This window comes from Candidatus Macondimonas diazotrophica (assembly GCF_004684205.1).
In the GTDB taxonomy this organism is placed as follows: domain Bacteria; phylum Pseudomonadota; class Gammaproteobacteria; order UBA5335; family UBA5335; genus Macondimonas; species Macondimonas diazotrophica.
In genome coordinates, this window is record NZ_SRIO01000003.1 from 102214 (window position 1) to 125582 (window position 23369).

General features: G+C 61.2%; 24 protein-coding genes. 15 read left to right on the top strand and 9 right to left on the bottom strand.

Features of this window, described 5'->3' with window-relative positions; all coding sequences use genetic code 11:
• Window positions 1-57 precede the first annotated feature (57 nt).
• From E4680_RS03185 to E4680_RS03205, 5 genes are all read right to left on the bottom strand, one after another.
• A complete protein-coding gene (locus E4680_RS03185; RefSeq protein WP_135280936.1) occupies window positions 58-1236 on the bottom strand; it encodes a lipid-transfer protein in 1179 nt (392 codons plus the stop codon).
• A 92-nt stretch (window positions 1237-1328) separates the two neighbouring features.
• Window positions 1329-2195, bottom strand: a complete 867-nt coding sequence (locus E4680_RS03190) for an SDR family oxidoreductase (RefSeq protein WP_240696099.1) — start codon at window positions 2193-2195, stop codon at window positions 1329-1331.
• A 99-nt stretch (window positions 2196-2294) separates the two neighbouring features.
• On the bottom strand, window positions 2295-2729 hold the full coding sequence (locus E4680_RS03195; RefSeq protein WP_135280938.1) for a PaaI family thioesterase: 435 nt from the start codon (window positions 2727-2729) through the stop codon (window positions 2295-2297).
• A gap of 5 nt (window positions 2730-2734) precedes the next feature.
• Window positions 2735-3223 (bottom strand): PaaI family thioesterase, encoded by a 489-nt coding sequence (locus E4680_RS03200; RefSeq protein ID WP_135280939.1) that lies wholly within the window; start codon window positions 3221-3223, stop codon window positions 2735-2737.
• Window positions 3224-3304: 81 nt separating this feature from the next.
• Entirely contained in the window at window positions 3305-3766 is a 462-nt protein-coding gene (locus E4680_RS03205; RefSeq protein WP_205688731.1) for a flavodoxin family protein, read from the bottom strand.
• Window positions 3767-3886: 120 nt separating this feature from the next.
• Here E4680_RS03205 and E4680_RS03210 point away from each other — a divergent pair, with 120 nt between their 5' ends.
• Together E4680_RS03210 and rraA are read left to right on the top strand one after the other, a co-directional pair.
• On the top strand, window positions 3887-4132 hold the full coding sequence (locus E4680_RS03210) for a DUF1244 domain-containing protein (RefSeq protein WP_135280940.1): 246 nt from the start codon (window positions 3887-3889) through the stop codon (window positions 4130-4132).
• Window positions 4133-4165: 33 nt separating this feature from the next.
• Window positions 4166-4648 (top strand): ribonuclease E activity regulator RraA, encoded by a 483-nt coding sequence (gene rraA / locus E4680_RS03215; RefSeq protein ID WP_135280941.1) that lies wholly within the window; start codon window positions 4166-4168, stop codon window positions 4646-4648.
• A 3-nt stretch (window positions 4649-4651) separates the two neighbouring features.
• On the opposite strand, the gene rssA is transcribed toward rraA, so the two are convergent.
• Both rssA and E4680_RS03225 read right to left on the bottom strand, forming a co-directional pair.
• Window positions 4652-5590: a patatin-like phospholipase RssA gene (gene rssA / locus E4680_RS03220; protein WP_240696100.1), complete on the bottom strand. Its 939-nt coding sequence runs from the start codon at window positions 5588-5590 to the stop codon at window positions 4652-4654.
• 9 nt (window positions 5591-5599) lie between these two features.
• Entirely contained in the window at window positions 5600-6559 is a 960-nt protein-coding gene (locus tag E4680_RS03225; RefSeq protein WP_135280942.1) for a LysR family transcriptional regulator, read from the bottom strand.
• A 311-nt stretch (window positions 6560-6870) separates the two neighbouring features.
• On the opposite strand from E4680_RS03225, the gene aceB reads away from it, so the two are divergent.
• The gene (gene aceB / locus E4680_RS03230; RefSeq protein WP_240696101.1) at window positions 6871-8475 is read left to right on the top strand and encodes a malate synthase A; all 1605 of its coding nucleotides are present in this window, start codon (window positions 6871-6873) and stop codon (window positions 8473-8475) included.
• A gap of 25 nt (window positions 8476-8500) precedes the next feature.
• Window positions 8501-9808: an isocitrate lyase gene (aceA, locus tag E4680_RS03235; protein WP_135281067.1), complete on the top strand. Its 1308-nt coding sequence runs from the start codon at window positions 8501-8503 to the stop codon at window positions 9806-9808.
• A 249-nt stretch (window positions 9809-10057) separates the two neighbouring features.
• Here the strand turns inward: aceA and E4680_RS03240 are convergent, their stop codons facing one another.
• Window positions 10058-11272 (bottom strand): TraB/GumN family protein, encoded by a 1215-nt coding sequence (locus tag E4680_RS03240; RefSeq protein ID WP_240696102.1) that lies wholly within the window; start codon window positions 11270-11272, stop codon window positions 10058-10060.
• A gap of 120 nt (window positions 11273-11392) precedes the next feature.
• Here E4680_RS03240 and E4680_RS03245 point away from each other — a divergent pair, with 120 nt between their 5' ends.
• From E4680_RS03245 to E4680_RS03295, 11 genes are all read left to right on the top strand, one after another.
• Window positions 11393-12106: an FkbM family methyltransferase gene (locus E4680_RS03245; protein WP_167792355.1), complete on the top strand. Its 714-nt coding sequence runs from the start codon at window positions 11393-11395 to the stop codon at window positions 12104-12106.
• Between the two features lie 76 nt (window positions 12107-12182).
• Entirely contained in the window at window positions 12183-13541 is a 1359-nt protein-coding gene (locus tag E4680_RS03250; RefSeq protein ID WP_135280945.1) for a UDP-glucose dehydrogenase family protein, read from the top strand.
• On the top strand, window positions 13538-14500 hold the full coding sequence (locus E4680_RS03255) for a ketopantoate reductase family protein (RefSeq protein ID WP_135280946.1): 963 nt from the start codon (window positions 13538-13540) through the stop codon (window positions 14498-14500). Before E4680_RS03250 ends, E4680_RS03255 begins: the two co-directional genes overlap by 4 nt.
• Window positions 14501-14726: 226 nt before the next feature.
• Entirely contained in the window at window positions 14727-15908 is a 1182-nt protein-coding gene (locus E4680_RS03260; RefSeq protein ID WP_135280947.1) for an acetyl-CoA C-acyltransferase, read from the top strand.
• A 229-nt stretch (window positions 15909-16137) separates the two neighbouring features.
• Entirely contained in the window at window positions 16138-16884 is a 747-nt protein-coding gene (locus E4680_RS03265) for an electron transfer flavoprotein subunit beta/FixA family protein (protein WP_135280948.1), read from the top strand.
• Entirely contained in the window at window positions 16884-17831 is a 948-nt protein-coding gene (locus E4680_RS03270) for an electron transfer flavoprotein subunit alpha/FixB family protein (RefSeq protein ID WP_135280949.1), read from the top strand. Before E4680_RS03265 ends, E4680_RS03270 begins: the two co-directional genes overlap by 1 nt.
• Before the next feature lie 221 nt (window positions 17832-18052).
• The gene (locus tag E4680_RS03275) at window positions 18053-18451 is read left to right on the top strand and encodes an MAPEG family protein (protein WP_135280950.1); all 399 of its coding nucleotides are present in this window, start codon (window positions 18053-18055) and stop codon (window positions 18449-18451) included.
• 15 nt (window positions 18452-18466) lie between these two features.
• A complete protein-coding gene (locus tag E4680_RS03280) occupies window positions 18467-19450 on the top strand; it encodes a zinc-binding dehydrogenase (protein ID WP_135280951.1) in 984 nt (327 codons plus the stop codon).
• Window positions 19451-19493: 43 nt separating this feature from the next.
• Window positions 19494-21122: a long-chain fatty acid--CoA ligase gene (locus tag E4680_RS03285; protein WP_135280952.1), complete on the top strand. Its 1629-nt coding sequence runs from the start codon at window positions 19494-19496 to the stop codon at window positions 21120-21122.
• A complete protein-coding gene (locus E4680_RS03290; RefSeq protein ID WP_135280953.1) occupies window positions 21115-21312 on the top strand; it encodes a DUF1289 domain-containing protein in 198 nt (65 codons plus the stop codon). The genes E4680_RS03285 and E4680_RS03290 overlap by 8 nt, the downstream gene beginning before the upstream one ends.
• Window positions 21313-21345: 33 nt before the next feature.
• On the top strand, window positions 21346-21648 hold the full coding sequence (locus tag E4680_RS03295; RefSeq protein ID WP_135280954.1) for a hypothetical protein: 303 nt from the start codon (window positions 21346-21348) through the stop codon (window positions 21646-21648).
• 88 nt (window positions 21649-21736) lie between these two features.
• Here the strand turns inward: E4680_RS03295 and E4680_RS03300 are convergent, their stop codons facing one another.
• Window positions 21737-23110: an ABC1 kinase family protein gene (locus tag E4680_RS03300; RefSeq protein ID WP_167792356.1), complete on the bottom strand. Its 1374-nt coding sequence runs from the start codon at window positions 23108-23110 to the stop codon at window positions 21737-21739.
• Window positions 23111-23369 lie beyond the last annotated feature (259 nt).

The following is a 23369-nucleotide window of genomic DNA, read 5'->3' on the forward strand; positions in this document are numbered from 1 at the left end:
CCGAAGGGGCCTTGAGGAAAACCCTCGGCCTGCGCCGGTTGTTGGAGTGGCTCGGGCTTAGACGCTGTAAAGCGTTACGACGCAGGCGCCGCCCAGTCCCAGATTGTGTTGAAGTCCGACCTTGGCGCCTTCGACTTGGCGTTTGTCAGCCTGGCCACGTAACTGCCAACACATTTCCGCGCATTGGGCCAAACCCGTCGCGCCCAGTGGATGGCCCTTGGAGAGGAGGCCGCCCGAGGGGTTGACCACCCATTGGCCACCGTAGGTCACGTTGCCCTCATCGATCAGCTGCTCGGCACCGCCCGGCTCGCACAGGCCCAAGGCCTCGTACGTGATCAACTCATTCGCCGTGAAGCAGTCGTGCAGCTCGATGACGTCCACATCCTGCGGGCCCAGACCGGACTGCTCGTAGACTTGGCGCGCGGCTTCTTTGGTCATGTCATAGCCGACGACCTTGATCATCGATGCTTCGTTGAAGGAAGACGGCATGTCGGTGACCATCGACTGGCCGACGATGTAGACCGGCGTGTTCTTCGCATGTTTCTTCGCGAATTCCTCGGAGCACACGATCGCCGCCCCGGCGCCGCAGGTGGGCGGGCAGCACTGCAGCCGGGTGATGGGGCCGTAGTAGTGTGGCGATTCGAGGACCTCTTCCACGGTCAGGGGATCATGGAAGATGGAGCGTGGATTATTCAGCGCATGCTGTCGGTTCTTGACGGCGATCTTGGCGAAGGCTTCGTTGGAAGTACCGTATTTTTCCTGGTGTTCGCGTCCGGCCCCGCCGAAGAGCTGGGCGGTGGGCGGCGCGTTGGTGAATTTTTGGGCCTTGAACATCACGCCCATATGCTTGTCCATCGGGTTCAGGCGATCGGTGTACTTGGCGCCCAGGGCGCCCTTTTCCATCTTTTCGAACCCCATCGCCATCACGCATTCGGCGATACCGCCTTCGACCAGTTGCTTGGCCAGCATCAGGGCGGTTGAACCGGTGGAGCAGTTGTTGTTGACGTTGTAGATCGGGATGCCGGTCAGGCCGAGCTCGTACATGGCGCGCTCGCCCGAGGTGCTCTCCCCATAGACGTAGCCGACCACGGCCTGTTCGACCAGATCATAGGGAATTCCGGCATCTTCCAGGGCCTGTTGCCCTGCCGCCTTGGCCATCATGTGATAGTCCGGGCTGCTGCCGGGCTTGGCGAACTGGGTCATGCCATTGCCGATGACACACACTTTGCGTCCCATAATCGTCTCCTCCATATCAATGTGATTTTTATGGGAAAATTCGTTGAGCAAGGAGGACGGCCCCTCGCCGTCCCCTCTTTTGCTCATCCAGTTTAGCGCATGAACGCCATGGTGGATTCCTGGATGTTGCGCACCATCTTGGCGTCGGTGAAATCGGTCACCGTCTTCCAGTTGTCACGCAGCTCCTCCAGGCTGGCCACGCCGCCTTCGGCTTCGCTCTTGTAGCCGTTGGTGCGGATCCAGCCCAGCTTGAAGAAGCGACCCGCGCCGACTTCGAACAGCGAGCCGCTTTCCTTGCTTTCCTCGGCGCACAGCCAGCCGACCAGCGGCGCGACGGCTTCCGGGCGCAGCTTCTCCAGCAGCGGCGGCGGCATCACGGTTTCGGTCATGCGCGAGCGGGCGACCGGGGCGATGACATTGGTATTGATGTTGTACTTCTTGCCTTCGTGGGCGAGGGTTTGGCCCATGCCATAGAGGCCCAACTTGGCCGCCGAGTAGTTGGTCTGGCCGAAGTTGCCATAGATGCCGGCAGCCGAAGCGGTCAGGATGACGCGGCCGTAGGATTGTTCGCGGAAGAAGGGCCAGGCCGCCTTGGTCATGCAGAAGGCGCCGCGCAGATGCACTTCCATGATCTTGTCCCAGTCGTCTTCGGTCATCTTGGCGAAAGACACATCGCGCAGGATGCCGGCATTGTTGATCAGCATATGCACGCTGCCAAAGGCGTCCTTGGCGACCTGCATGGTCTTTTCGGCGCCTTCCATGGTCGAGACCGACTCATAGCTGGCCACGGCCTTGCCGCCCATTTCGACGATTTCGTCGACGACCTTGTCGGCTGCGGACTTGCTGGCGCCTTCGCCGCTGAAGCTGCCGCCGAGGTCATTGACGACCACGTTGGCGCCGCGCGAGGCGAACAGCAGACAATAGGCGCGGCCCAGCGAGCCGCCGCCGCCGGTGACCACTACCGTCTTGCCGTCATAACGTACTTCGGACATTGGAATGCTCCCTTGGAGGTTGGTTTGCGATAAAACGCCGACCTGCTGGATCGCAGTCCACTGTTTTCAGGTCAGCAAGAAATGAACACGGGCCACGGCCACAGGCGCGGCAGGATCATGTTGCCAGCAGGTGGCCGTGACATGAGCGATGCGCCGCCCCTGACGCGTGACTTCGCAGCGGGCGTGGGTATCCACCGCCCGTGCCGAACGCAGGTAGTCGACGCAGAAATCGATGGTCTTGGGCATCTGGGTGGATTCCCGGGTCCACATCAGGTGGACAATGGCGCTGTTCTCCAGAAATCCGCCGATGACGCCACCGTGCAATGCCGGCAGGGCGATGTTGCCGATGTTCTTTTTCTGGAAAGGCAGGTGGAATACCGGGCTTCCCGCCTCATCAAGTGCCATCACCATCCCGATCAGCCGTGCGTACGGGATATGCTCCATGAGCCGGGTGAGATCGCCCTGCTGTCGGGCGTTCGATATGATTTGATCGAATTCCATGACGGTCATTGCCCTTCACGCGGCGGGAACGGTCGCTTGGGGTTCGAACTCGAACGCATGAAGGTAGCGACACTGGTCGCGACGAGATCGTCTGCGTTGCGTTGATAGGCCGTGGCGCGCACGAAGGCAATCTGTCGGGTCAGCCGGTAGCATTCGGCGCGGGCGAACAAATCCTCTCCGGTGACGGCGGGCTTGAGAAAGTCGAGGCGCAGATCAAGCGTCGCGATCGCTTCCATGCGGGGCAGACGGCAAAAGACCGCTAAGCCGCAGGTGCTGTCGATCAATGAGGTGAGTACCCCTCCGTGCAATACGCCAGTCTTGGGGTTGCCGACCAGTTCCGGGCGGTAGGGCACCTTCAGGATCCCCCAGCCTGGCCCCATGTCGACGACCTCGAGACCCAGCTCTTTGGAATGCGGGATGGCATTGAAGAAGCCGCCGTGGAGGCGGCGCACCTGGTCGGGATCTCGCTCGAACAGGGACGTCTCGTCGGACATTCAGCAATCCTTGCTGCGCTCAGGCTCGTAAGCAATCCAGCAATCATAGGTCAGCGGCGCCGGCATGAAAAGCGCGGCGCGTCAAAAGATCCCCAATTCCAATCCGGTCGCCAGCGTTTCGCCGAGTGCGCGAGCCTGGGTGAGATGGTCGGCTGTAATCGCGCCGCGGCAGATCAGTGGATCGTCGATGGGTCGCATGGCATAGCCACGCAGGATGCGTCGGGTGTGCTGGGCTGCACCGCGTCCATCGTTGCCGGCGCTGATGAACAGACCATAGGGCAGAGGCTGAATGAGATCCTGTACCGCGTAGTAGGTGCGATCGAAGAAATCCTTGAGACCCCCAGACAGGTAACCTAGATTCTCCGGCGTGCCGAACAGTACGCCATCGGCCCAGAGCAAATCGCATGCTGCTGCCTCCTTGGCCCAGAGACGCCGGACCGACACACCACCGGTGCCTGTCGCACCCTCCATTGCGGCTTCGGCCAGTCGCTCGGTGTTGCCGGTCTGGGAATGAAAGACGATGAGTAGATTCTTGACAGACAATGGATCCGGCCCCCTTGAGGTTCAGTGTACACCCCCAGGGTTGTCATGAGCGGCATCGGAGGCGGAAGTGCATGATGTTAGGATGGCGCCCTGATCCGGATCCTCTTACAGGAGTAACGAATGGCGCTTGAATTCGATGATCGGGTTGCCGCTGCGGCCTTTCGCCGACTCGTGGCGCACTTGCAGGATCGCACGGACGTGCAGAATATCGATTTGATGAATCTGGCCGGGTTTTGCCGCAATTGCCTGGCCAGATGGTATGCCGAGGAAAGTGAACGGCTCGGAGAGCCGGTTGACGACTTGCAGGCGCGCGAGCGGATCTATGGCATGCCGTATTCGGAATGGAAATCGCGTTATCAGAAATAGTCCGCCTGGCGGCTTCACTTCAGGAGATTGTGCATGTCCTATGCGACCACCGATCTGACCGATGCTCATCCGGAGGCCTTCCAGGTGGCAGAACCGATTTTCCGGGATTTCGGCGGCCGTCTGGCCTTCCATGGCCCGATGGTGACGCTCAAATTGTTCGAGGACAATGCGCTGGTTCGCGGCACACTGGAAACCCCCGGCGAAGGCCGCGTTCTGGTGGTCGACGGCGGCGGATCGCTGCGCTGTGCGCTGTTGGGCGATCAGCTCGCCGAGCTGGCTGTCCGGAACGCCTGGGCGGGTGTGGTCGTCTACGGCTGCATTCGGGACTCCGAGGCCATCGGCGGCTTGCCACTGGGCGTCAAGGCGTTGGCGACGCACCCGGTGAAAAGCATCAAGCGCGGCGAAGGGCAGCGGGATATTCCGGTTCGTTTTGCCGGCATCCAGTTTCGGCCTGGCGCCTGGCTGTATGCCGACGGTGACGGATTGATCCTGAGCGATCTGCCAATGAGCGCATGAGGTTCAGGGGCGATCGGCAAGGCCGGTCAAGCGGCGCAATTCCTCACCGACCCGTTCGGTTGCCGCCCGGCCTTGTTCGATGGCTTCCTGGGCCCGATAGAACTCCATCAACCCGATGTGACCGAGGCGAGGAGCAATCTGCCAGTCCGGCGGATCGCCGGCCATGCGACTGCGCGTGATCCGATCCTGCATGATGTTGATCGAGGTGGCCGTGACATCGAACAGGCCGGGCGGCGGGGAGTCTCCGGTAGCGTGCTCATCGCGGAAGAACGATAGCCATGCGCGTGGATTCCATACGGGCAACGGGGTAGCTGCTTCGGCCACTGCCTTGGTTTCGGTGGATGGAAGCGGGGGTTGCCGTTGACGTCGGGTCAGAATGTCTCCGTTGAGATTGACCGCGATCACCACATCGGCGCCCATGGCGCGGCATACCGATACGGGGACGGGATTGACCAGTCCGCCATCCACCAGCCAGCGCCCTTCGGACTGGACCGGGGTGAACAGGCCCGGCAATGCAATCGAGGCGCGGACCGCATCGAGTACGGGGCCCTGCGTCAGCCAGATTTCCCGCCCGGTCCCGAGGTCGGTGGCAACGGCGGCGAAACGGGGCGAAAAAGTCTCGATCGGCCGTGACCCGAGTCGTTCATTGAAAAGGGTGAGGGCGCGACGGCCGTGCAGCAGTCCGCTGCCGCTCATGCTCCAATCAAGCATGCGCATGACGTCCAGTCTGCCGAGGCTCAGCACCCAGCTCTTGAGCTCCTCCAACTCGCCGCCGCAATAGGCTGCGCCGACCAGTGCGCCGATGGACGCGCCAGCCACGATGTCCGGGCGGATTTCCTGCTGCGCCAGCGCTTCCAGAACGCCGATGTGGGCCCAGCCTCGGGCGGACCCGCTACCCAGCGCCAAGCCGATGCGCAGGGTCACGGTTGCCGCCGTCGGCAAGGGTTCGAACTATTCCACTGTATTGGCCAACGCATGTGAATCCTCTTCACCAAGCCGCTCGAAGAAGTCAGGATCCATCATTTCGATGAATCTTTTCGCGGCGGGAGTGAGGAATTTACCCTTGCGAACCACGACCCCGTAAGTGCGCTGCGGGAAATAGTCGTTCAGGGGGATGGCGTGAAGGCGCTCATCGCCCGTCAGGCAGATGCTGGTGACGATGGAAATACCAAAGCCCAGTTCGACATATTTCTTGATCACCTCCCAGCCCCCGGCTTCCAGGGTGACCTTGAACTCCAGGTTGTGTTGCTGGAAGACCATGCGCACGACGCGCCAGGTGCTGAGATGGCGGGGCGGCAACAGCAGGCCATATTCGCTGATTTCCTCCAGCGTGACCTTCTCCTTGGCGGCAAGGGGGTGGTCCAACGGCGTGATCAGCATGGGATCGTAGGCATATATCGGCCAATAGGTGATGTCATCGGGGACATCGAGCATCGACCCCACGGCCAGATCGACATCGTCGGCGCGCAGCATTTCCATGCCGTCGCGGCCCGTCACATTGTGCAGGTTGAAGTGAATGCCGGGATGACGGGCGGAAAACTGCCGAATCAGGTTTGGAAGAAGGTAAAGCAGCGTGGATTCGCCCGCAGCGATGTTCAATTGCCCGGATTCCAGGGATCCGCGCCGGGCCGAGAAGTTTTCCGGAAGCGCTTCGAGGCCCTCCACCAGCGGTAGCGCCAGTTCATAGAGGACATGCCCTTCGGGTGTCAGCTTGATCTTCGGCCCGCGGCGCTCGAACAGGACGACATCCAGTTCCCGTTCCAATGCCTGGATTTGAAGCGATACCGACGGCTGGCTCAACGCCATTCGTTCAGCGGCCTTGGAAATGCTGCCGGTTTGCGTGGCATAGCAAAAGCCGCGCAATTGCTGCAAGCGATTGTGCTTGTAGTAGTGCCGAGAAGGCTCCTCCATCAGGCGATGCTCCCTGCGTGCCGTCAATGATTGATGAGGAAAATATTAAAAATAGAATATATTGGATTGTCAAATAGCTATAAAGATTCTATCATTTATAGATATGACGAAAGACCCGAACTAGACGGGTGTGCGAGAGTGAATCCATATCATCAGACCGCTGGATCGATCCTTTGTGATGCGGATCTACGCTTCCGGTCTCGTTTCGTGCATTCCAGCCGTGAGGCATCCGTGGATGGCTGCGGTGATCGGGCGCGCCCGATAGAATTGGCCTTCCATCCATTGATGTTCATGTTTCGCAGGAGACTGCCATGATGCCTTACAAGACCCGCAACGGCGAGGTTGCGATCCTGGGTCCATTGACGCCTGCCTATCAGGAGATCCTGACCGAAGATGCGCTGGAGTTCGTCGCCGAACTGGTCGCGCGCTTCGGGCCCGAGCGGAATCGCCTGCTGGAGCGGCGTCGCGAACGCCAGAAGGCGTTTGATTCCGGGGCCTTGCCCGACTTTCTTCCTGAAACCGAAGCGATTCGCAACGGCGATTGGAAGGTCGCTCCGATTCCGGCCGATCTTCAGGACCGGCGGGTGGAGATTACCGGTCCGGTCGATCGCAAAATGGTCATCAATGCCCTGAACGCGCCGGTCAAATGCTTCATGGCCTGCTTCGAGGACGCCCTGTCGCCGACTTGGGACAATGTCATCCAGGGGCAGGTCAACATGCGGGATGCCGTGGAAGGCAGCATTTCCTTTGCCAATCCCGACGGCAAGGTCTATCAGCTGGCCGACAAGACGGCCGTGCTGATCGCCCGTCCGCGCGGCTGGCATCTGCCCGAAAAGCACATCACGCTGAATGGGCAGCCGATTCCCGGCGCGTTGCTGGACTATGGCCTGTATTTCTTCCACAACGCGCGCAAGCTGATCGCCAAGGGTACGGGTCCTTACTACTACCTGCCGAAGATGGAAAGCCATCTCGAAGCCCGATTGTGGGCGCAGGCGATGGACTATTCCGAGGATCGCTTCGACCTGCCGCGGGGCACCATCAAGGCGACCGTGCTGATCGAAACCCTGCCGGCCGTGTTCGAGATGGACGAGATCCTCTACGAGATGCGCGATCACATCGTCGCGCTCAACTGCGGTCGATGGGACTACATTTTCAGCTATATCAAGACGCTGAAGAATCACTCGGATCGGGTTCTGCCCGACCGGGGTGTCGTGAGCATGGACAAGCCGTTTCTGGATGCCTACTCGCGACTGCTGATCAAAACCTGCCACAAGCGGGGTGCTCTGGCCATGGGCGGCATGGCAGCGTTCATTCCGGTCAAAGATCCCGGGCAGAACGAGATCGCCTTGGCCAAGGTTCGCGCCGACAAAGAACGGGAAGCGCGCAACGGCCATGACGGCACCTGGATCGCTCACCCCGGCCTCGCGGGCGTGGCGACCGAGGTGTTCAATCAGTACATCGGGCCCGGTCGGCTCAATCAGCTTCATGTATTGCGGGAAGCGGATGCATCCATCACTGCGCGCGACTTGCTGGAACCCTCCGAAGGGCCGGCGACCGAGGTGGGGATGCGGGCAAACATTCGTGTCGCCGTGCAGTACATCGAAGCCTGGATCAGCGGCCGCGGCGCGGTGCCGATTTACAACCTGATGGAAGATGCCGCCACGGCAGAAATCAGTCGCACCCAGATTTGGCAGTGGATTCGCCACGGCATTCGCCTGGACAATGGGGAGGCCGTCACGGCCGAGCTGTTCCGGCGCATGCTGGCGGAAGAGCTTGAAGTGGTTCGCAAGGAAGTGGGTGACGACGCCTACGGCCAGGGGCGCTTCGGTGATGCCGCCCAGATTATGGATCGGATCACTACCGCCGATGAGTGCGTCGATTTTCTGACCCTGGCTGCCTACGACCACCTGCCCTAATTTCGTGTTGGAGAAAATGATGTCGATGACGCGCGAGCAACAGATCAAGGCCCTGGAACAAGACTGGGCCGAAAACCCCCGATGGAAGAATGTCAAGCGTGGTTACTCCGCTGCCGACGTTGTACGGCTTCGGGGCTCCCTGCAGGTCGAGCACACCCTGGCGCGTCGGGGTGCCGAAAAGCTGTGGAAGCTGGTCAATGGCGAAGCCAAGAAGGGCTACGTCAACGCATTTGGCGCTATCACCGCCGGCCAAGCCATGCAGCAGGCCAAGGCGGGTCTGGAAGCGGTGTATCTGTCCGGCTGGCAGGTCGCTGCCGACGGCAATACCAGCGAGACCATGTACCCCGATCAGTCGCTGTATGCCTATGATTCGGTGCCAACCATGGTGCGTCGGATCAATAACACCTTCAAGCGTGCCGATGAAATCCAGTGGTCGCGCGGGATCGAGCCGGGCAGCAAGGAATACATTGACTACTTCCTGCCCATCGTTGCGGATGCCGAAGCAGGCTTCGGTGGTGTGCTCAATGCCTTCGAGCTGATGAAGAACATGATCGGCGCCGGCGCCGCTGGCGTGCATTTCGAAGATCAGCTCGCCGCAGTGAAGAAGTGCGGCCACATGGGCGGCAAGGTGCTGGTCCCGACCCAGGAAGCCGTCGAGAAGCTGATCTCGGCGCGTTTTGCAGCCGACGTCATGGGCGTGCCGACCATTGTGCTGGCCCGCACCGACGCCGAAGCCGCCAACCTAATCACTTCTGATCACGATGCCAATGACAAGCCCTTCCTGACAGGCGAGCGGACGCAGGAAGGTTTCTTCCGCGTCAAGAACGGCCTGGAGCAGGCCATCAGCCGGGGTGTGGCCTATGCCCCCTATGCCGATCTGGTGTGGTGCGAAACCGGTACGCCGGACCTGGGCTTCGCGCGTGAATTCGCTCAGGCCGTGCACGCGAAGTGCCCTGGCAAGCTGTTGTCCTATAACTGCTCGCCTTCTTTCAACTGGAAGAAGAACCTGGACGAAAAGACCATTGCCAAGTTCCAGGACGAACTGTCCGCGCTGGGCTACAAGTATCAGTTCATCACCCTCGCCGGCATTCACATCAACTGGTTCAACACCTTCCAGTTCGCGTACAACTACGCTCGCGGAGAAGGCATGAAGCACTACACCGAAATGGTGCAGGAGCCGGAATTCGCTGCGCGTGAGCGGGGCTACACCTTCGTGTCGCATCAGCAGGAAGTCGGTGCCGGCTATTTCGACGATGTCACCACGGTGATTCAGGGTGGGTCAAGCAGCGTCAAGGCACTGACCGGTTCCACCGAAGAAGAGCAGTTCCACTAAGAACGATGCACGTCCGGCGGGGTGGCATGACCGGCCCGCATCGATGATGTGAAAATCGAACCCCGGGCGTCCGCGTCCGGGGTTTTTTCTGGTCTGCAATCTGTGGGGAGCGCTACTGATGAGGGCCAGCGCAGGATAGGACAAGTCGGCGATGGCGGAACGTGCGGCGGGCAAGGGTGCCATGAACGAGCGCGGCCCGATCCGGTCTGCGCTTCAGGCGGCCGTCAGGATCCGATCGGTGCAGGTCCCTCAGCCGTGTCCGGCTAGCTGACCAAAGAGGCGGAAGCCACCGACGTAGGTTCCTATCGAGGCGCCCAGATTGACCAGCATGAAGACCAGAAAGGTGTGGGCTACGCGATTGCGCCACCAGCCCTTGATGTGCGCGATATCCTCGCGAAGCGTCGAAAAGTCGGCCACTCGCGGCTTGCGCAGCCACAGTTCAAGCGCGACGGCCACCATACCCGCGCCGATCAGCGGATGCAGGGTGGTGATCGGCGCCGCCAGAAACGAGCCGACAAGCGTCAGCGGATGCGCCAGTGCGATCAGGGCGCCGACAGCGGCCAGGCCGCCGGTGGTCAGCGTCCAGTCCAGCACGAGCTGCCAGCCGAGTTCCGGCCCGCGGACGAAGCCCACCAAGAACCCGCCCAGGATCAGGATCATGATCAGCCAGGGGATGCTTTTTCCGATCATGCTTCTCGGGGGTGTCCGGGTCAGGGATTCCAGGAGTGCATCGGGTTGCGCCGGCGGCGCGGCCTCCAGGTGGCGGATGATGCCGTCGAGATGCCCGGCGCCTACAACCGCCAGGATGCGCTGATTGGGGTGCAGCTCCGCCTGTTCGCGCAGCTTCAGTGCCATATAGGCGTCACGTTCCCCGATAAGCGCGCGGTAGAGCGGTTCAGCCTGATCGGCAAAATCGGCGAATGTGTTGTGCAGCAGGTCGCCCGACTTGAGCCGTTCGATGTCTTCCTCGGCCACCTCTTCCCGAGTCAGCAGGCTGGCCACCAATCCGGCAATCAGGCCGGGTCGCTGCCACCAGCGCACGGCGCCGGTCAGCCGACGCAAGGTGACGCCCACCTCGCGGTCGATGAGCAAAATCGGTAATCCGGCGTCGTCAGCGGCCTCCAGGGCGGCGCGCAGTTCCGCGCCGGGCTCCACGCCCAGCTGATCGGCCAGACGCTGCTGGTAGGCGGTCAGCGCCAGGTTGGCGGCAACGAGCCCCATCTTGCCCTCGCGGACAACTTGAAGCAGGTCCATCCGGGCCAATGCGTCGGGATCGCGCAGTGCCTGATGCCGGCTTGGGCACAGCTCGACGGCAACGGCGTCGAACCCATCGCTCGCAATGAGGTGGCGGACCGCGGCTTCGCTGGCGCGCGAGACATGCGCGGTACCGAGCAGGGTGATCCGGCTCGATCCGACGGTGATTTCGCGTAGCGGCTCATCCAAGACAACTTCAGACTGATTCACACAATTTTCCCGAGACTGGACGAAGCGGTGAAGACGGGGGCAAGATCGTGCCGAGGATGCGTTCGGAGCAGCAGGGAATCGATCGGGGACACCATGGATTGGCGGTCGCAGTGGGGTTGGATGCGCTCCTGGGTGCTTTATCGGTCGAATCCCCTGCATCGACGACGACTCGCGGCATTCTACCGGTCCTTCATCGGTCGGGACAGTCTGTGTTTCGACATCGGGGCGCACATGGGGAACCGGGTCGATGCGTGGCGGGACCTCGGCGCGCATGTCGTGGCGGTCGAGCCCCAACCGCTGTTTGCAAGGGCCTTGCGCCGCCGCTACCGCGACGACGAGCGCGTTCACCTGGAAGCCGTGGCCTTGGGCGAGCGCCCCGGCCGATGCACGTTGATGATCAGCCGGCGGACCCCAACCGTCAGTACGCTGAATCCAGCCTGGCGCCAAGTCATGGCCGTCAACCCCCGCTTTCGGCGTGTGCGTTGGGATGCGACCTGCGAAGTCACGGTGCTCACGCTGGATGACTTGATCGACTGTTACGGCGTGCCCGCATTTTGCAAGCTGGATGTGGAAGGCGCTGAAGCGCTGGTTCTGGCCGGACTGTCCCAACCGTTGCCGACGCTCTCGATGGAGTATTCTCCCGCAGATCCGCAGGGCGTAAGGGATTGTATTGCGCGCTTGGGCGAGCTGGGTCGCTATCAGTATCGGCGATCGGTCGGCGAGAGCCTGCACTGGAGCGGGGACTGGATGACGCCGGAGGGGGCGCTGGCCGATCTCGGCCGGCTCACACCCGATCAGCCCGCGGGGGATCTGTACGCTCGCCGGGTCGCCTGAAACGCAACGGCCATTGGTACAATCGCCAGTCTGATGCGCTCCGGGCCGCGCCGTGCCCGCCAACATGGGGAATCACATGAAGATCACCGTATTCGGCAGCGGGTATGTGGGGCTGGTCACGGCCGCCTGCTTTGCTCATATGGGCAACCAGGTGCTCTGCGTGGACATCGATGCCGCCAAAGTGGCCGCTTTGCGCGAGGGCAAGGTGCCGATTCGGGAGCATGGCCTGGACGATCTGGTGATGGCGGGCGTTCGGTCGGGAAATCTGCGCTTTACAACGGATGCCGGCGAAGGGGTCGCGCATGGCTTGTTCCAGTTCATTGCCGTGGGTACGCCGGCCGATGAAGACGGATCAGCCGACTTGAGCCATGTGCTGGCGGTAGCGGCAACGATCGCGACGCATATGACCGACTATCGCATCATCGTCGACAAATCGACGGTGCCGGTCGGAACGGCGCAGCGGGTGGCGCGCGTCATTGATGAGGGCTTGGCGCAGCGTGGGGTGACGATTCCCTTTGCGGTAGTGTCCAATCCAGAGTTCCTCAAGGAAGGCAATGCGGTCGAGGATTTCATGAAGCCCGACCGCATCATCGTCGGTGCTGAAGATGCGCGTGCCATTGCCGAGATGCAGCAGCTTTATGCGCCGTTCAACCGTAAGAACGACCGGCTGCTGGTCATGGATGCCCCATCCGCTGAACTGACCAAGTATGCCGCCAATGCCATGCTGGCGACCAAGATCAGCCTGATGAACGAGTTCGCCGGTATCGCCGAGCGGGTAGGGGCGGATATCGAGCAGGTCCGGATCGGGCTCGGTTCGGATCCGCGCATCGGCTTCCATTTCATCTACCCGGGCGCCGGCTATGGGGGATCCTGTTTCCCCAAGGATGTCAGCGCACTGATTCACACCGCAAGGGAAAATGCGCATCCGGCCGAGATTCTGGAAGCGGTTCAGGCCGTGAATCAGCGTCAGAAGCGGCGCCTGTTCGAACGGATCCAGGCGCATTTCGGTCACGATCTGTCCGGGCTCACGTTTGCGCTGTGGGGGCTCGCCTTCAAACCGGGGACCGACGACATGCGCGAGGCGCCCAGCCGTGTGTTGATGGAGGCCCTGTGGCAGGCCGGTGCACGGGTTCGCGCCTATGATCCGGCGGCGATGGCCGAGGCCAGACGCTTGTATCCGGATGCCGAGGCGTTGACGTTGTGTGAGAACCCGGATGATTGTCTGCATGGCGCGGAGGCGCTGGTCGTCATGACCGAGTGGAATCGGTTCCGCAGCCCCGATTTCGCAGCCATTCGGCAGCAACTGCGCCGGCCCGTGATCTTCGATGGCCGTAATCTGTACGATCCGGTCCGCATGGCGGAGCAGGGTTTTAGCTATTACGCCATTGGCCGCCCGGTCACCGAACCGGTTTCACCCGGGCGCGCTGGCACATGACGATCGAGTCCAACGAGACGCTGGTTGGAGGTCCCGAGGCCGCCGCGCGCGTGTTGGTGGTGGGCGCCGGCGCGATAGGTGGTTTCTACGGCAGCCTGCTGGCGCGCCAGGGATGGCCAGTGAGTGTGGTGTGCCGGAGCGAGGCGGCCCTCGTCTCTGAACGAGGCTTCGCCATTCACAGCGATACCCTGGGGAAATGGCGCTTTCGCCCAGCCGCCACGGCTACCCATGTCACGGCCCTCGAAGAAGCCCCGGATTATCTGCTGCTTACCACCAAGGTGCTGGCGGGAGAGGATCGCGCGGAACTGATTCGGCCGGCCGTGGGGCCGCGGACGGTCATCGTGTTACTGGAGAACGGCGTCGATATCGAGGCGCCGTTCGCTGCCGCGTTTCCGGATCACGAACTGATCAGTGCGCTGGCCTTCGTCTGTGTATCGCGTACCGCACCCGGTCATATTCACCATCAGGCTTACGGTGGCCTGACGCTCGGCAACTATCCCACCGGGATTTCGGGCGCGGTGCGACGGCTGGCCGCTGCGTTTCGTGCCGCAGGGATGCCGGTGGAATCATGCGATGCGATCGTCACAGCGCGCTGGCGCAAGGCCGTCTGGAATGCCGCCTTCAATCCGGCATCGGTCTTGGCGGGCTGTATCGATACCGGACGCCTTATGGCTGATGATGCCGCGGTCCGCACAATCCGGCGCGCAATGGTTGAGGTATGTGAGGTCGCTGCCGCCGCGGGGCATCCGCTGCCTCCGCAGACGGTCGACGCAATGCTGGAAAACACGCGACGAATGCCACCATATCTGACCAGCATGACGCTTGATGCCCTGCACGGTCGTCCGTTGGAACGCGAGGCCATTCTCGGCGCGATACTTGATCGGGCGCGGTCCGCCGGGGTGCCGGCCCCCACGCTTGAAACCTTCGATGCGTTGCTGCGCGTGCGCACTGCGAATTAACCAGCGTGCTGGAACTTGAACGAGGTTCGTTGTACCGTTAGCGCTCTCCGGTTGCCGCAGGGTCGCGGCAACCCGCTCAATGCCCCAGGAAAGATGGCGAGTTCATTGCCCCAATCCGGTGCGAGAGAATCGAAGGCCCTCGGGTTCGACCGGTGGGGCCGGGTGCAGACGCAGGCATGGAGCACATGGAGTACTCGGCAGGAACGTCCGCACAGGAGTAATTGAAATGGCTGATGCAGTTATTGTTTCCACCGCCCGCACGGGTATTGGCAAGGCGTTCAAGGGTTCCTTGAATCTGACCCATGGCGCCGAGATGGGCGGTCACGTGATCAAGCACGCCGTCGAGCGGGCTGGGATCGATCCGGCTGAAGTCGAAGAAATCATCATGGGTTGCGGGTTGCCCGAAGGCGCGACCGGCAACAACATCGCCCGTCTGGCCGGGATTCGCGGCGGTATTCCCGTCACTGCGACCGGCGCGACCATTGCCCGGTTCTGCGGCTCGGGTCTTTCTGCCGTCGCCCACGCGGCGCAGCGCTGCATCGTCGACAAGGTCCCAGTCGCCGTCGGCGGCGGGCTGGAGTCGATCAGCCTGGTGCAGAACAACATGAACATGAAGCACGCGATGGACAAGGGGCTGCTCAAGATGAAGCCTACCATCATGATGCCGATGATCCCGACGGCTGAGAACGTTGCCAAACGCTTCAACATCACTCGCGAGGAAGCCGATCAGCTCGCACTGATCAGTCAGCAGCGGACCGCCGAAGCGCAGCGCAGCGGCAAGCTGGCCGAAGAAATCGTGCCGATCACGGTGACCATGGAAGTCACCGACAAGGAAACCGGCAAGACCGAGAAGGTTGAGGTGACGCTGAGCCAGGACGAAGGCAACCGCGTCGATACCACGCTCGAGAAGCTGGCCTCGCTCAAGCCCGTTGCCGGCCCCACTGGCACGGTCACGGCCGGCAACGCCAGTCAGCTCTCCGACGGCGCCGCAGCGGTCGTCGTCATGAACAGCGAATACGCCGAAAAGAAGGGTGTTGAACCGCTGGGCATCTTCCGTGGTTTCGCCACTGCGGGTTGCGAACCCGACATCATGGGGATCGGTCCGGTGTTTGCCATTCCGCGCCTGCTCGAGCGCCATGGCCTCACGATGGACGACATCGGCCTGTGGGAACTGAATGAGGCCTTCGGCGTGCAGGCCATGTACTGCATCAAGGAACTCGGTATCCCCATGGACCTGTGCAACGTTAACGGCGGTGCCATCGCCATCGGCCATCCCTACGGCATGTCCGGTGCCCGCATGGTCGGTGCGGCCCTGCTCGAAGGCAAGCGCCGCGGCGTCAAGTATGTCGTGGTGTCCATGTGTATTGCTCAGGGTATGGGTGCGGCCGGCCTCTTCGAAGTGGTGTGAGGCAGACGACCCGTAACCTCTGCGGCCCGGGGCCTTTCTGCCCCGGGCCTTTTTGCATGGGTCCAATTTTGGGCTTGTTCGGTCGGGCATGCTAGAATCACCAGCTTTGGTTTCAGCGCCGGAAACTGACTGGGGCCATGCTATGGCGGTCTCATGGCGTTCCCGCGCAGCGGAGGCCGAGCAGGCCCGATCTTGTTTTTACTTTGGATGACTTGGAGCGACTGCGGTCATGAAAATTTTGGTGGGTGTCAAGCGGGTCGTTGACTACAACGTCCGCGTTCAGGTCAAACCGGATGGCTCCGGAGTGGCCCTCGACGGCGTCAAGATGAGTGTCAACCCCTTCGACGAAATTGCGGTCGAAGAGGCATTGCGGCTCAAGGAAGCGGGTAAGGCCACGGAAGTGATCGTGGTGTCTATCGGGACCTCCGCCTCCCAGGAACAACTGCGTACGGCGCTGGCCATGGGGGCGGATCGCGCCATCCTGGTGGAAACGACTGAAGCCTGTCAGCCCCTGACGGTGGCTCGCATCTTCGGCAAGCTGGTGGAGAAGGAAGGCGCCCAGTTGATCATTCTGGGCAAGCAGGCCATCGACGACGATGCCGGCCAGACCCCGCAGATGCTGGCGGCCCTGCTCGACTGCGCGCAGGCTTCTTATGCCTCGAAGATCGAGATCGACGGGGGCAGCGCCAAGGTGACACAGGAAGTGGATGCCGGTCTGCAGACCATTGAAGTGGATCTGCCTGCAGTCATCAGTGCCGACCTGCGCCTGAACGAACCCCGCTATGTCAAGCTGCCGGACATCATGAAGGCGAAGAAGAAACCGCTCGAGACCATCGCCCTGGCGGATCTGGGTGTGGAGCCGGCGGCTGCGCTCAAGGTGATCAAAACCGAAGCGCCTGCAGCGCGCAGCGGTGGTCGCAAGGTCGCCAGCGCCGAGGATCTGGTTGCTGAACTGAAGAACAAGGGGCTGCTGTAATGAGCAAGGTATTGATTATCGGCGAGCAGGCGGGTGGCGTCCTGGGACAGGCCGTGGGCCGAGCGGTCGCTTGTGCCAAGGAGCTGAATCCAGCCGAAGTCGTGGTGGCGCTGTTTGGCGCAGATGATCTGGCGAATGTGGCGCAGGCCGCTGCGGCGCTGGATGGTGTGACCCGCGTGGTGACCGTGAGCAATCCGGCCAATGCCAATCCGTTGGCGGCCCTCGTGGCTCCGCAAGTGGTCGCGTTGGCCCAGCAAGGTGGCTATAGCCACGTCTTGGCCAGTAACTCCAGTTTCGGCAAGGACACGCTGCCGCGGGTGGCTGCGCTGTTGGGTGTGCCGCAGGTTACCGACATCATGCAGGTGCTGGGAGAGCGCAGTTTCAAGCGGCCGACCTATGCCGGCAACGCGATCGTTACCGTCGAAGTCGAAGGTAGCGGCGTAATCTGCGGCACGGTCCGTGGTGCCTCGTATCCCGCCGTCGGTGGGGGTGGCTCGGCGACGGTCGAAGCGGTGAGTCTGGATGTGGCGCTGCCCAGCCATACCCGATTCGTTTCGCAGGAGACCAGCAAAAGCGATCGTCCCGATCTGCAAAGCGCTCCCAAGGTCGTCTCCGGCGGCCGCGGTGTTGGCAGTGCGGAGAACTTCAAGATCATCTTCGGCTTTGCGGACAAGATCGGTGCAGCGGTCGGGGCCTCGCGCGCTGCAGTCGATGCCGGCTTCGTTCCCAATGAGATGCAGGTTGGGCAGACCGGTAAGATCATTGCACCCGAGCTCTACTTCGCGGTGGGGATTTCGGGCGCCATTCAGCATCTGGCCGGCATCAAGGATGCCGGGACCATCGTGGCCATCAACAAGGACGAAGAAGCGCCGATTTTCGAGGTGGCTGATCTCGGTCTCGTCGGTGACCTGTTCCAGGTGTTGCCGGAACTGGAAAAGCTGGTCTAGGCTCGGGACATCTACAGGTGCCGGTTACCGTCCGGCACTTGCGGGTATCGCGTGAAAAGAGGGAGGCTTGCCTCCCTCTTTTTTTGTCCGGCATGGTTTGGATGACGCAATGAAGCGACAGCACGCTTGCGGCATTGCGGTTGGGCGGTTTATGTTCTTCGACCAGCTTCTTTTCCGGGATGCTGGCAATGCCAAGGAAATTTTCATAAGGAGTGTGTTCGATGTCGGCGGAACTGTTTTGGCTCACCTGGACTGTGATCCTGACCGCCTTTTTCTTCGTGCCCTATGTGCTGAACCGTATCAGCATCCGTGGTCTTTTCGGGGCAATGGGTAATCCGCGCAAGGATGACTTGCCCGAATCGGACTGGGCGCAGCGCGCGATGCGGGCGCATGCCAATGCGGTCGAAAACCTGGTGGTGTTCGCACCGTTGGTTCTCCTGGTGGAGCTGGTCGGCGCCAATTCCGCCATGACCGGCTTCGGTGCCGCGCTCTATTTCTGGGGCCGGCTGGCGCACTATGTGATCTATACGCTCGGCATCCCTATCGCCCGAACCGTCAGCTTCTTTGCCGCCTTTTTCGGCGAAGTGCTGCTCATCATTGCATTGCTTGGCGCAATGTAGCTCTAGGACGGCGTCTTGAAAGCCTTGATCTGTAGTCGATCGGGTGGTCCGGAAGTGTTGCAGATCGCCGAGGTCGCGCCGCCTCAACTCGGGGCGGATGAGGTCAAAGTGCGAGTCCGTGCCGTCGGGCTCAATCGCGCCGACCTACTGCAGCGCAGCGGTTTCTATCCACCGCCGGCAGGCTGGGATCCGCACCGGCTGGGCCTGGAATACGCCGGGGACGTGGAAGAGGTGGGCGCGCACTGCGTGCTGCGTCGGCCGGGTGATCGCATCATGGGTTTGGTCGTCGGGGGCGCTTGTTCGGAATTCATTACCGTTCCGGAACGGGAAACGCTCCCGGTTCCGGAACGGTTGACGCATGTGCAAGCCGCAGCAATTCCCGAGGCCTTTCTGACCGCATTTCGCGCCCTGTGGGGCGAAGGTGAGCTGGCCTCTGGGGATGCCGTGCTGATTCGGGTGGCAACGGCCAGTGTGGGCATCGCTGCGATCCAGCTGGCGCGCCTCGCCGATCACGTCGTGGCGGGTACCGGGCGTGATGCCGCCCGTCTGGATCTTCTCCGTGACCTGGGACTGGATCATCCGTTGATCGAAGGGGTGCCCGATATGGCGCGCCGCGCGCAGGATGCGCTGGGTGGCCACGCGCAGGTGATTATCGACCTTTGGGGGGGCGGCCGGCTGGCGGAAAACCTGTCCCTGCTCGGTGAAGAGGGGCGCCTGGTCGTGGTCGGGCTGCTGGGCGGATCCCGCGATACAATCGATTTGGCGGGATTGCTTATGCGTCGGCAGAGTATTCGCACCCTGACCATGCGCAGTCAGCCCATCGAACGTCGCGTGGCCTTGGTCCGGCGATTTGAGCGGCAGATCCTTCCCGTTCTGGCTGAAGGTCAATTGCAGATGCCGGTTTCACGCGTTTATCTGATGTCCAATGCCGCCCAGGCACATCACGACATGGCCCGCGGGGGCCACTTCGGCAAGCTGGTTCTGACTTGGGCCGAATGAATACCTATTAGTCAAAACGACTCTGGTGTGGGAGAGCGAGGTTATGCGCAGCACGATGATGCCTGATGGATTGACACTGGACTTGTTGCTGGAACGCACCGAGCGCTTGTTTCCGGACACGCCAATTGTCTCCAGAGCCCCTGATCGAACGCTGCGGCGCTCGACCTATGCCGCCATGGCGCGCCGGGTGCGCGATCTCGCCGGCGGATTGCAGGTAGCGGGATTGCAGCCGGGCGATCGTGTGGCGAGCCTGATGTGGAATCACCAGCCCCATCTGGAAGCCTACTTCGGTGTTCCCTTGGCCGGGGGCGTGCTGCATACACTCAATCCGCGGCTTTCTGACGAAGACCTTTGTTACATCATCCAGGACGGCGGCGATCGATTCCTGATCCTGGATGATGTCCTGCTCCCCGTGTATGCGCGGATCCGGGACCGTTTGAGCCTGGAGCGGGTCTGGGTGGTTTGTTGGCAGGATGCTTCGGTCGACGACGCGACGCTCTCGGACTATGAAGCACTGCTCGCATCGGGCACGGGCCGTTCGACGCTGCCCGTGATCGACGAGAGTGATCCTTGTTTGATGTGCTATACCTCGGGCACGACCGGGCGGCCGAAAGGAGTGGTGTATTCCCACCGGTCCACCGTGCTGCATGCCCTGGCCAGCGCGTTGCCGGATGAGCTTGGATTGTCATGCCGCGATACGGTGACGCCCGTGGTGCCGATGTTCCATGCCAATGCGTGGGGCCTACCGTTTTCCGCCACACTGGTGGGAGCGAGCCAGGTGTTGCCCGGCCCGCATCTGGATGCGGAAAGTCTCCTCGACCTGTTCGCAGGCGAGCAGGTGACCGTGACGGCCGGGGTGCCCACCATCTGGTTGGGACTGCTTGAGGCCTTGCGCGCCGAACCAAAGCGGTGGTCCTTGCCCCGCATGCGTACGGTGGTGGGGGGGTCTGCGGTGCCGGGTTCCTTGATTCAGGGGCTGGCGACGTTCGGGATGTCGGTGATTCAGGGGTGGGGAATGACTGAAACCTCGCCTCTGGCTGCATTGGCACAACTCAAGCCTGCGCACGAAGACTTGCCGCCCGATCAACGGATACGTTACCAGACCAGCCAAGGCCTTGCCTGTCCGTTGGTGCGTTTACGCATTGCAGATGATGCGGGGAATACGCTGCCTTGGGATGGCGAGCGCATGGGCGAGGTTCAGGTACGTGGGCCGTGGATTACCGGCTCCTATCACGGCGGCGAGGGTCAGGACAAATTCACTGCCGACGGGTGGCTTCGAACGGGGGATGTCGCCGTCGTGGATCCCGAGGGCTATGTGTTTCTGACCGATCGGACCAAGGACCTGATCAAGTCCGGAGGCGAATGGATCAGCTCAGTGGCCCTGGAAAATGCACTGATGGATCATCCCGCGGTGCATGAGGCCGCCGTGATTGCGATTCCGCATCCCCGCTGGGGGGAGCGGCCCCTCGCGGTCATTGTTTTCAAATCTGATCGATCGGCTTCGAGTGACGAACTCAGGACATTTTTGGCCGAGCGATTTGCCAAATGGATGGTGCCGGATCAGTACATGATCGAACCTGCGATCCCCCGAACATCCACGGGCAAGTTCAATAAACTTGCCCTGCGCCAGCAATTTTCCCAATTGCCCTCGGAGTTCACCGGCGGTGTCTGAAGTTCCGGAGCCATGTTCCCCCTGTTGCCAGGTCTGTCAGCTCGATGGCCAGGGAATTTGTATTGGTTGTGGGCGAAGCGCCGAGGAAATCCGGTGCTGGCTCAGTCTGGACCGGGAAGGGCGCTGGGCTATCTTGCGGACGGCGGCCGAGCGGCGCCGCAAGCTGAACAACCGTGGGCCCGATGAGTGACCGGAGCATGAGGCGCAGGGAATGATGGGTGCAATGTCGCGTTACGGATTGGTTGGACAACTGGCCTTGACGGCCTTGTTTGCGGTGATGACGGTGATCATGGGGGTCGTACTGTTGGTTTACGTCATCTATATCGACATGGATCCGCGAATGCCTCGCGACTTGCCGTTTCTAACCCGCGTGACGGGTTGGTTCCTGGCCGCAAGCGTGTTCTTCGGACTTGGAAGCTGGGCGCTTCAGCGGCGTCACTGGACGCGCTGGGTGTGGTGGGTTCCGCAGATCGGTGTGCTGCTGGCCCTGTGGGGGATGATTCAGAGTCTGCGGGTCGCCAGCTGAGGATGTGTCTTTATAGGTGATATGAAAAAAAGCCGGCTTTGAAGGCCGGCTTTTTTCTGTACGCCGAAGCGCTACGATGTCGAAGGGATCAGGATGCCTTGGACATGCCCGGCATCATGTTGAAGGGGACTCGGTAGATCTGCATCAGACCCCCCACCGTCATGAGCACACGGCTCATGCCGACGAAGGAGTCTGGGACGATGATCCGGTGTTCCTGGAACACTTCCATCAGCTCCTCGATCACCTCGTCCACGCCTTTCTTCTTCATGTCACGCATGATTTCGCCAGCGCGGGTCTTGGCTTCGGGCTTGCCTCGCTTGGTCCGGATAAAGTACTGCGACAGATCCTCGACCGTTTCCGCATCGATGCCGCCGAAACCGCATTCCTGCATAAGCTTGCCCAGATTCTCGCCGGCCTGCGTCTCATCCTGTCCTTTGCCCTGATTGAGCATGTAGAGCATCAGCCGGGTGTAGTTCATCGTCTCTTTGGGCGTCAGCCGACCGATCACACCATAATCCAGAATCCAGACATTCTTATCCTGGTCGACCATGAAGTTGCCGGGGTGGGGATCGGCCTGGAACACACCGAACTTGGTGATCTGTTGCATGTAGCTGTCCTGGACGACGGACAGCAGATCACGCGCTTCTTCCTTATTGTTGCGATCGAGGTGACTGACCAGCCGGGTGCCCTCGATCCACTCGGTGACGATGACCTTTTCTTTGGACAGATCTTCCACCAGCACCGGGATGCGAATGCGTGGATGGTGTTGTTGCTGCGAGAAAATCCGCATGTTTTCCGCCTCGATACGGAAATCCAGCTCCTCGGCGGTCATTTTCAGCAGCTGCTCGATCATCTGCTTGATGTCGATCTGTGGCACACGGCTCTTGAGCAGTTCGGCCATCATCCGGAACAGACCGAAATCCTGGTAGAAGAGTTCCTTGACATTCGGCAGCTGAACCTTAATGGCGACCAGCCGGCCATCTTTGAGCTTGGCCCGGTGCACCTGGCCGATCGACGCGGTTGCAGCGGGATCTTCCTCCACCCACTCGAAGTGATCACGCCAGTTTGCACCGAGCTGGTCTTCCATGACCGGCACCACATCGTGGAACGGAACCGGTTTGGCGTCGTTCTGCAGCTTCTTGAGCGCGTCGATGTATTCACGCGGCAGCATGTCGGGACGCGCGCTCATGAACTGCGCGAGCTTCACCCAGGTTGCGCCATTGTGCTTGCAAAGGTTGTAGAGCAGTTCGGCGTTTTTCGGATGTGCTGCCTTGAAGTAAGGTTTGCGCTCTTTCCAATCGGACAGATGCTTGGTGCGCGCACGCACTTTCCGGTAAGACCGGTCGATCTTGTAGACCGTGACGATCGCATTCAGATAGCGCCGCCGCCCGCGCCAGATCTGGCCGAGGTTCTTGAAGCTGAGCCAGCTCCCATCCGTGGAGGGTTCAGGTGTCCGTTGCATTGGGAATGTCCTCGAGGGAAAACAGTACATGCCCTCGCCTTTCAGGAGGGCGCCACTGCTACATGAATCTGTAAAGAAAACCCTGAATTCAGGGTATTAGGATTATTATTGAGCTTTAATAAAAAGAGGTCAACCTATTGATCCCGTAAATTGTACAAGTAAAAAGAACCCGCTTTTTACTAAGGCGATGATTCTTCGGGAGAGTTTGGTCCTGTACGCTTTGGCTGACAGCAACATCGGCTCCTATTAGGGCCGACTG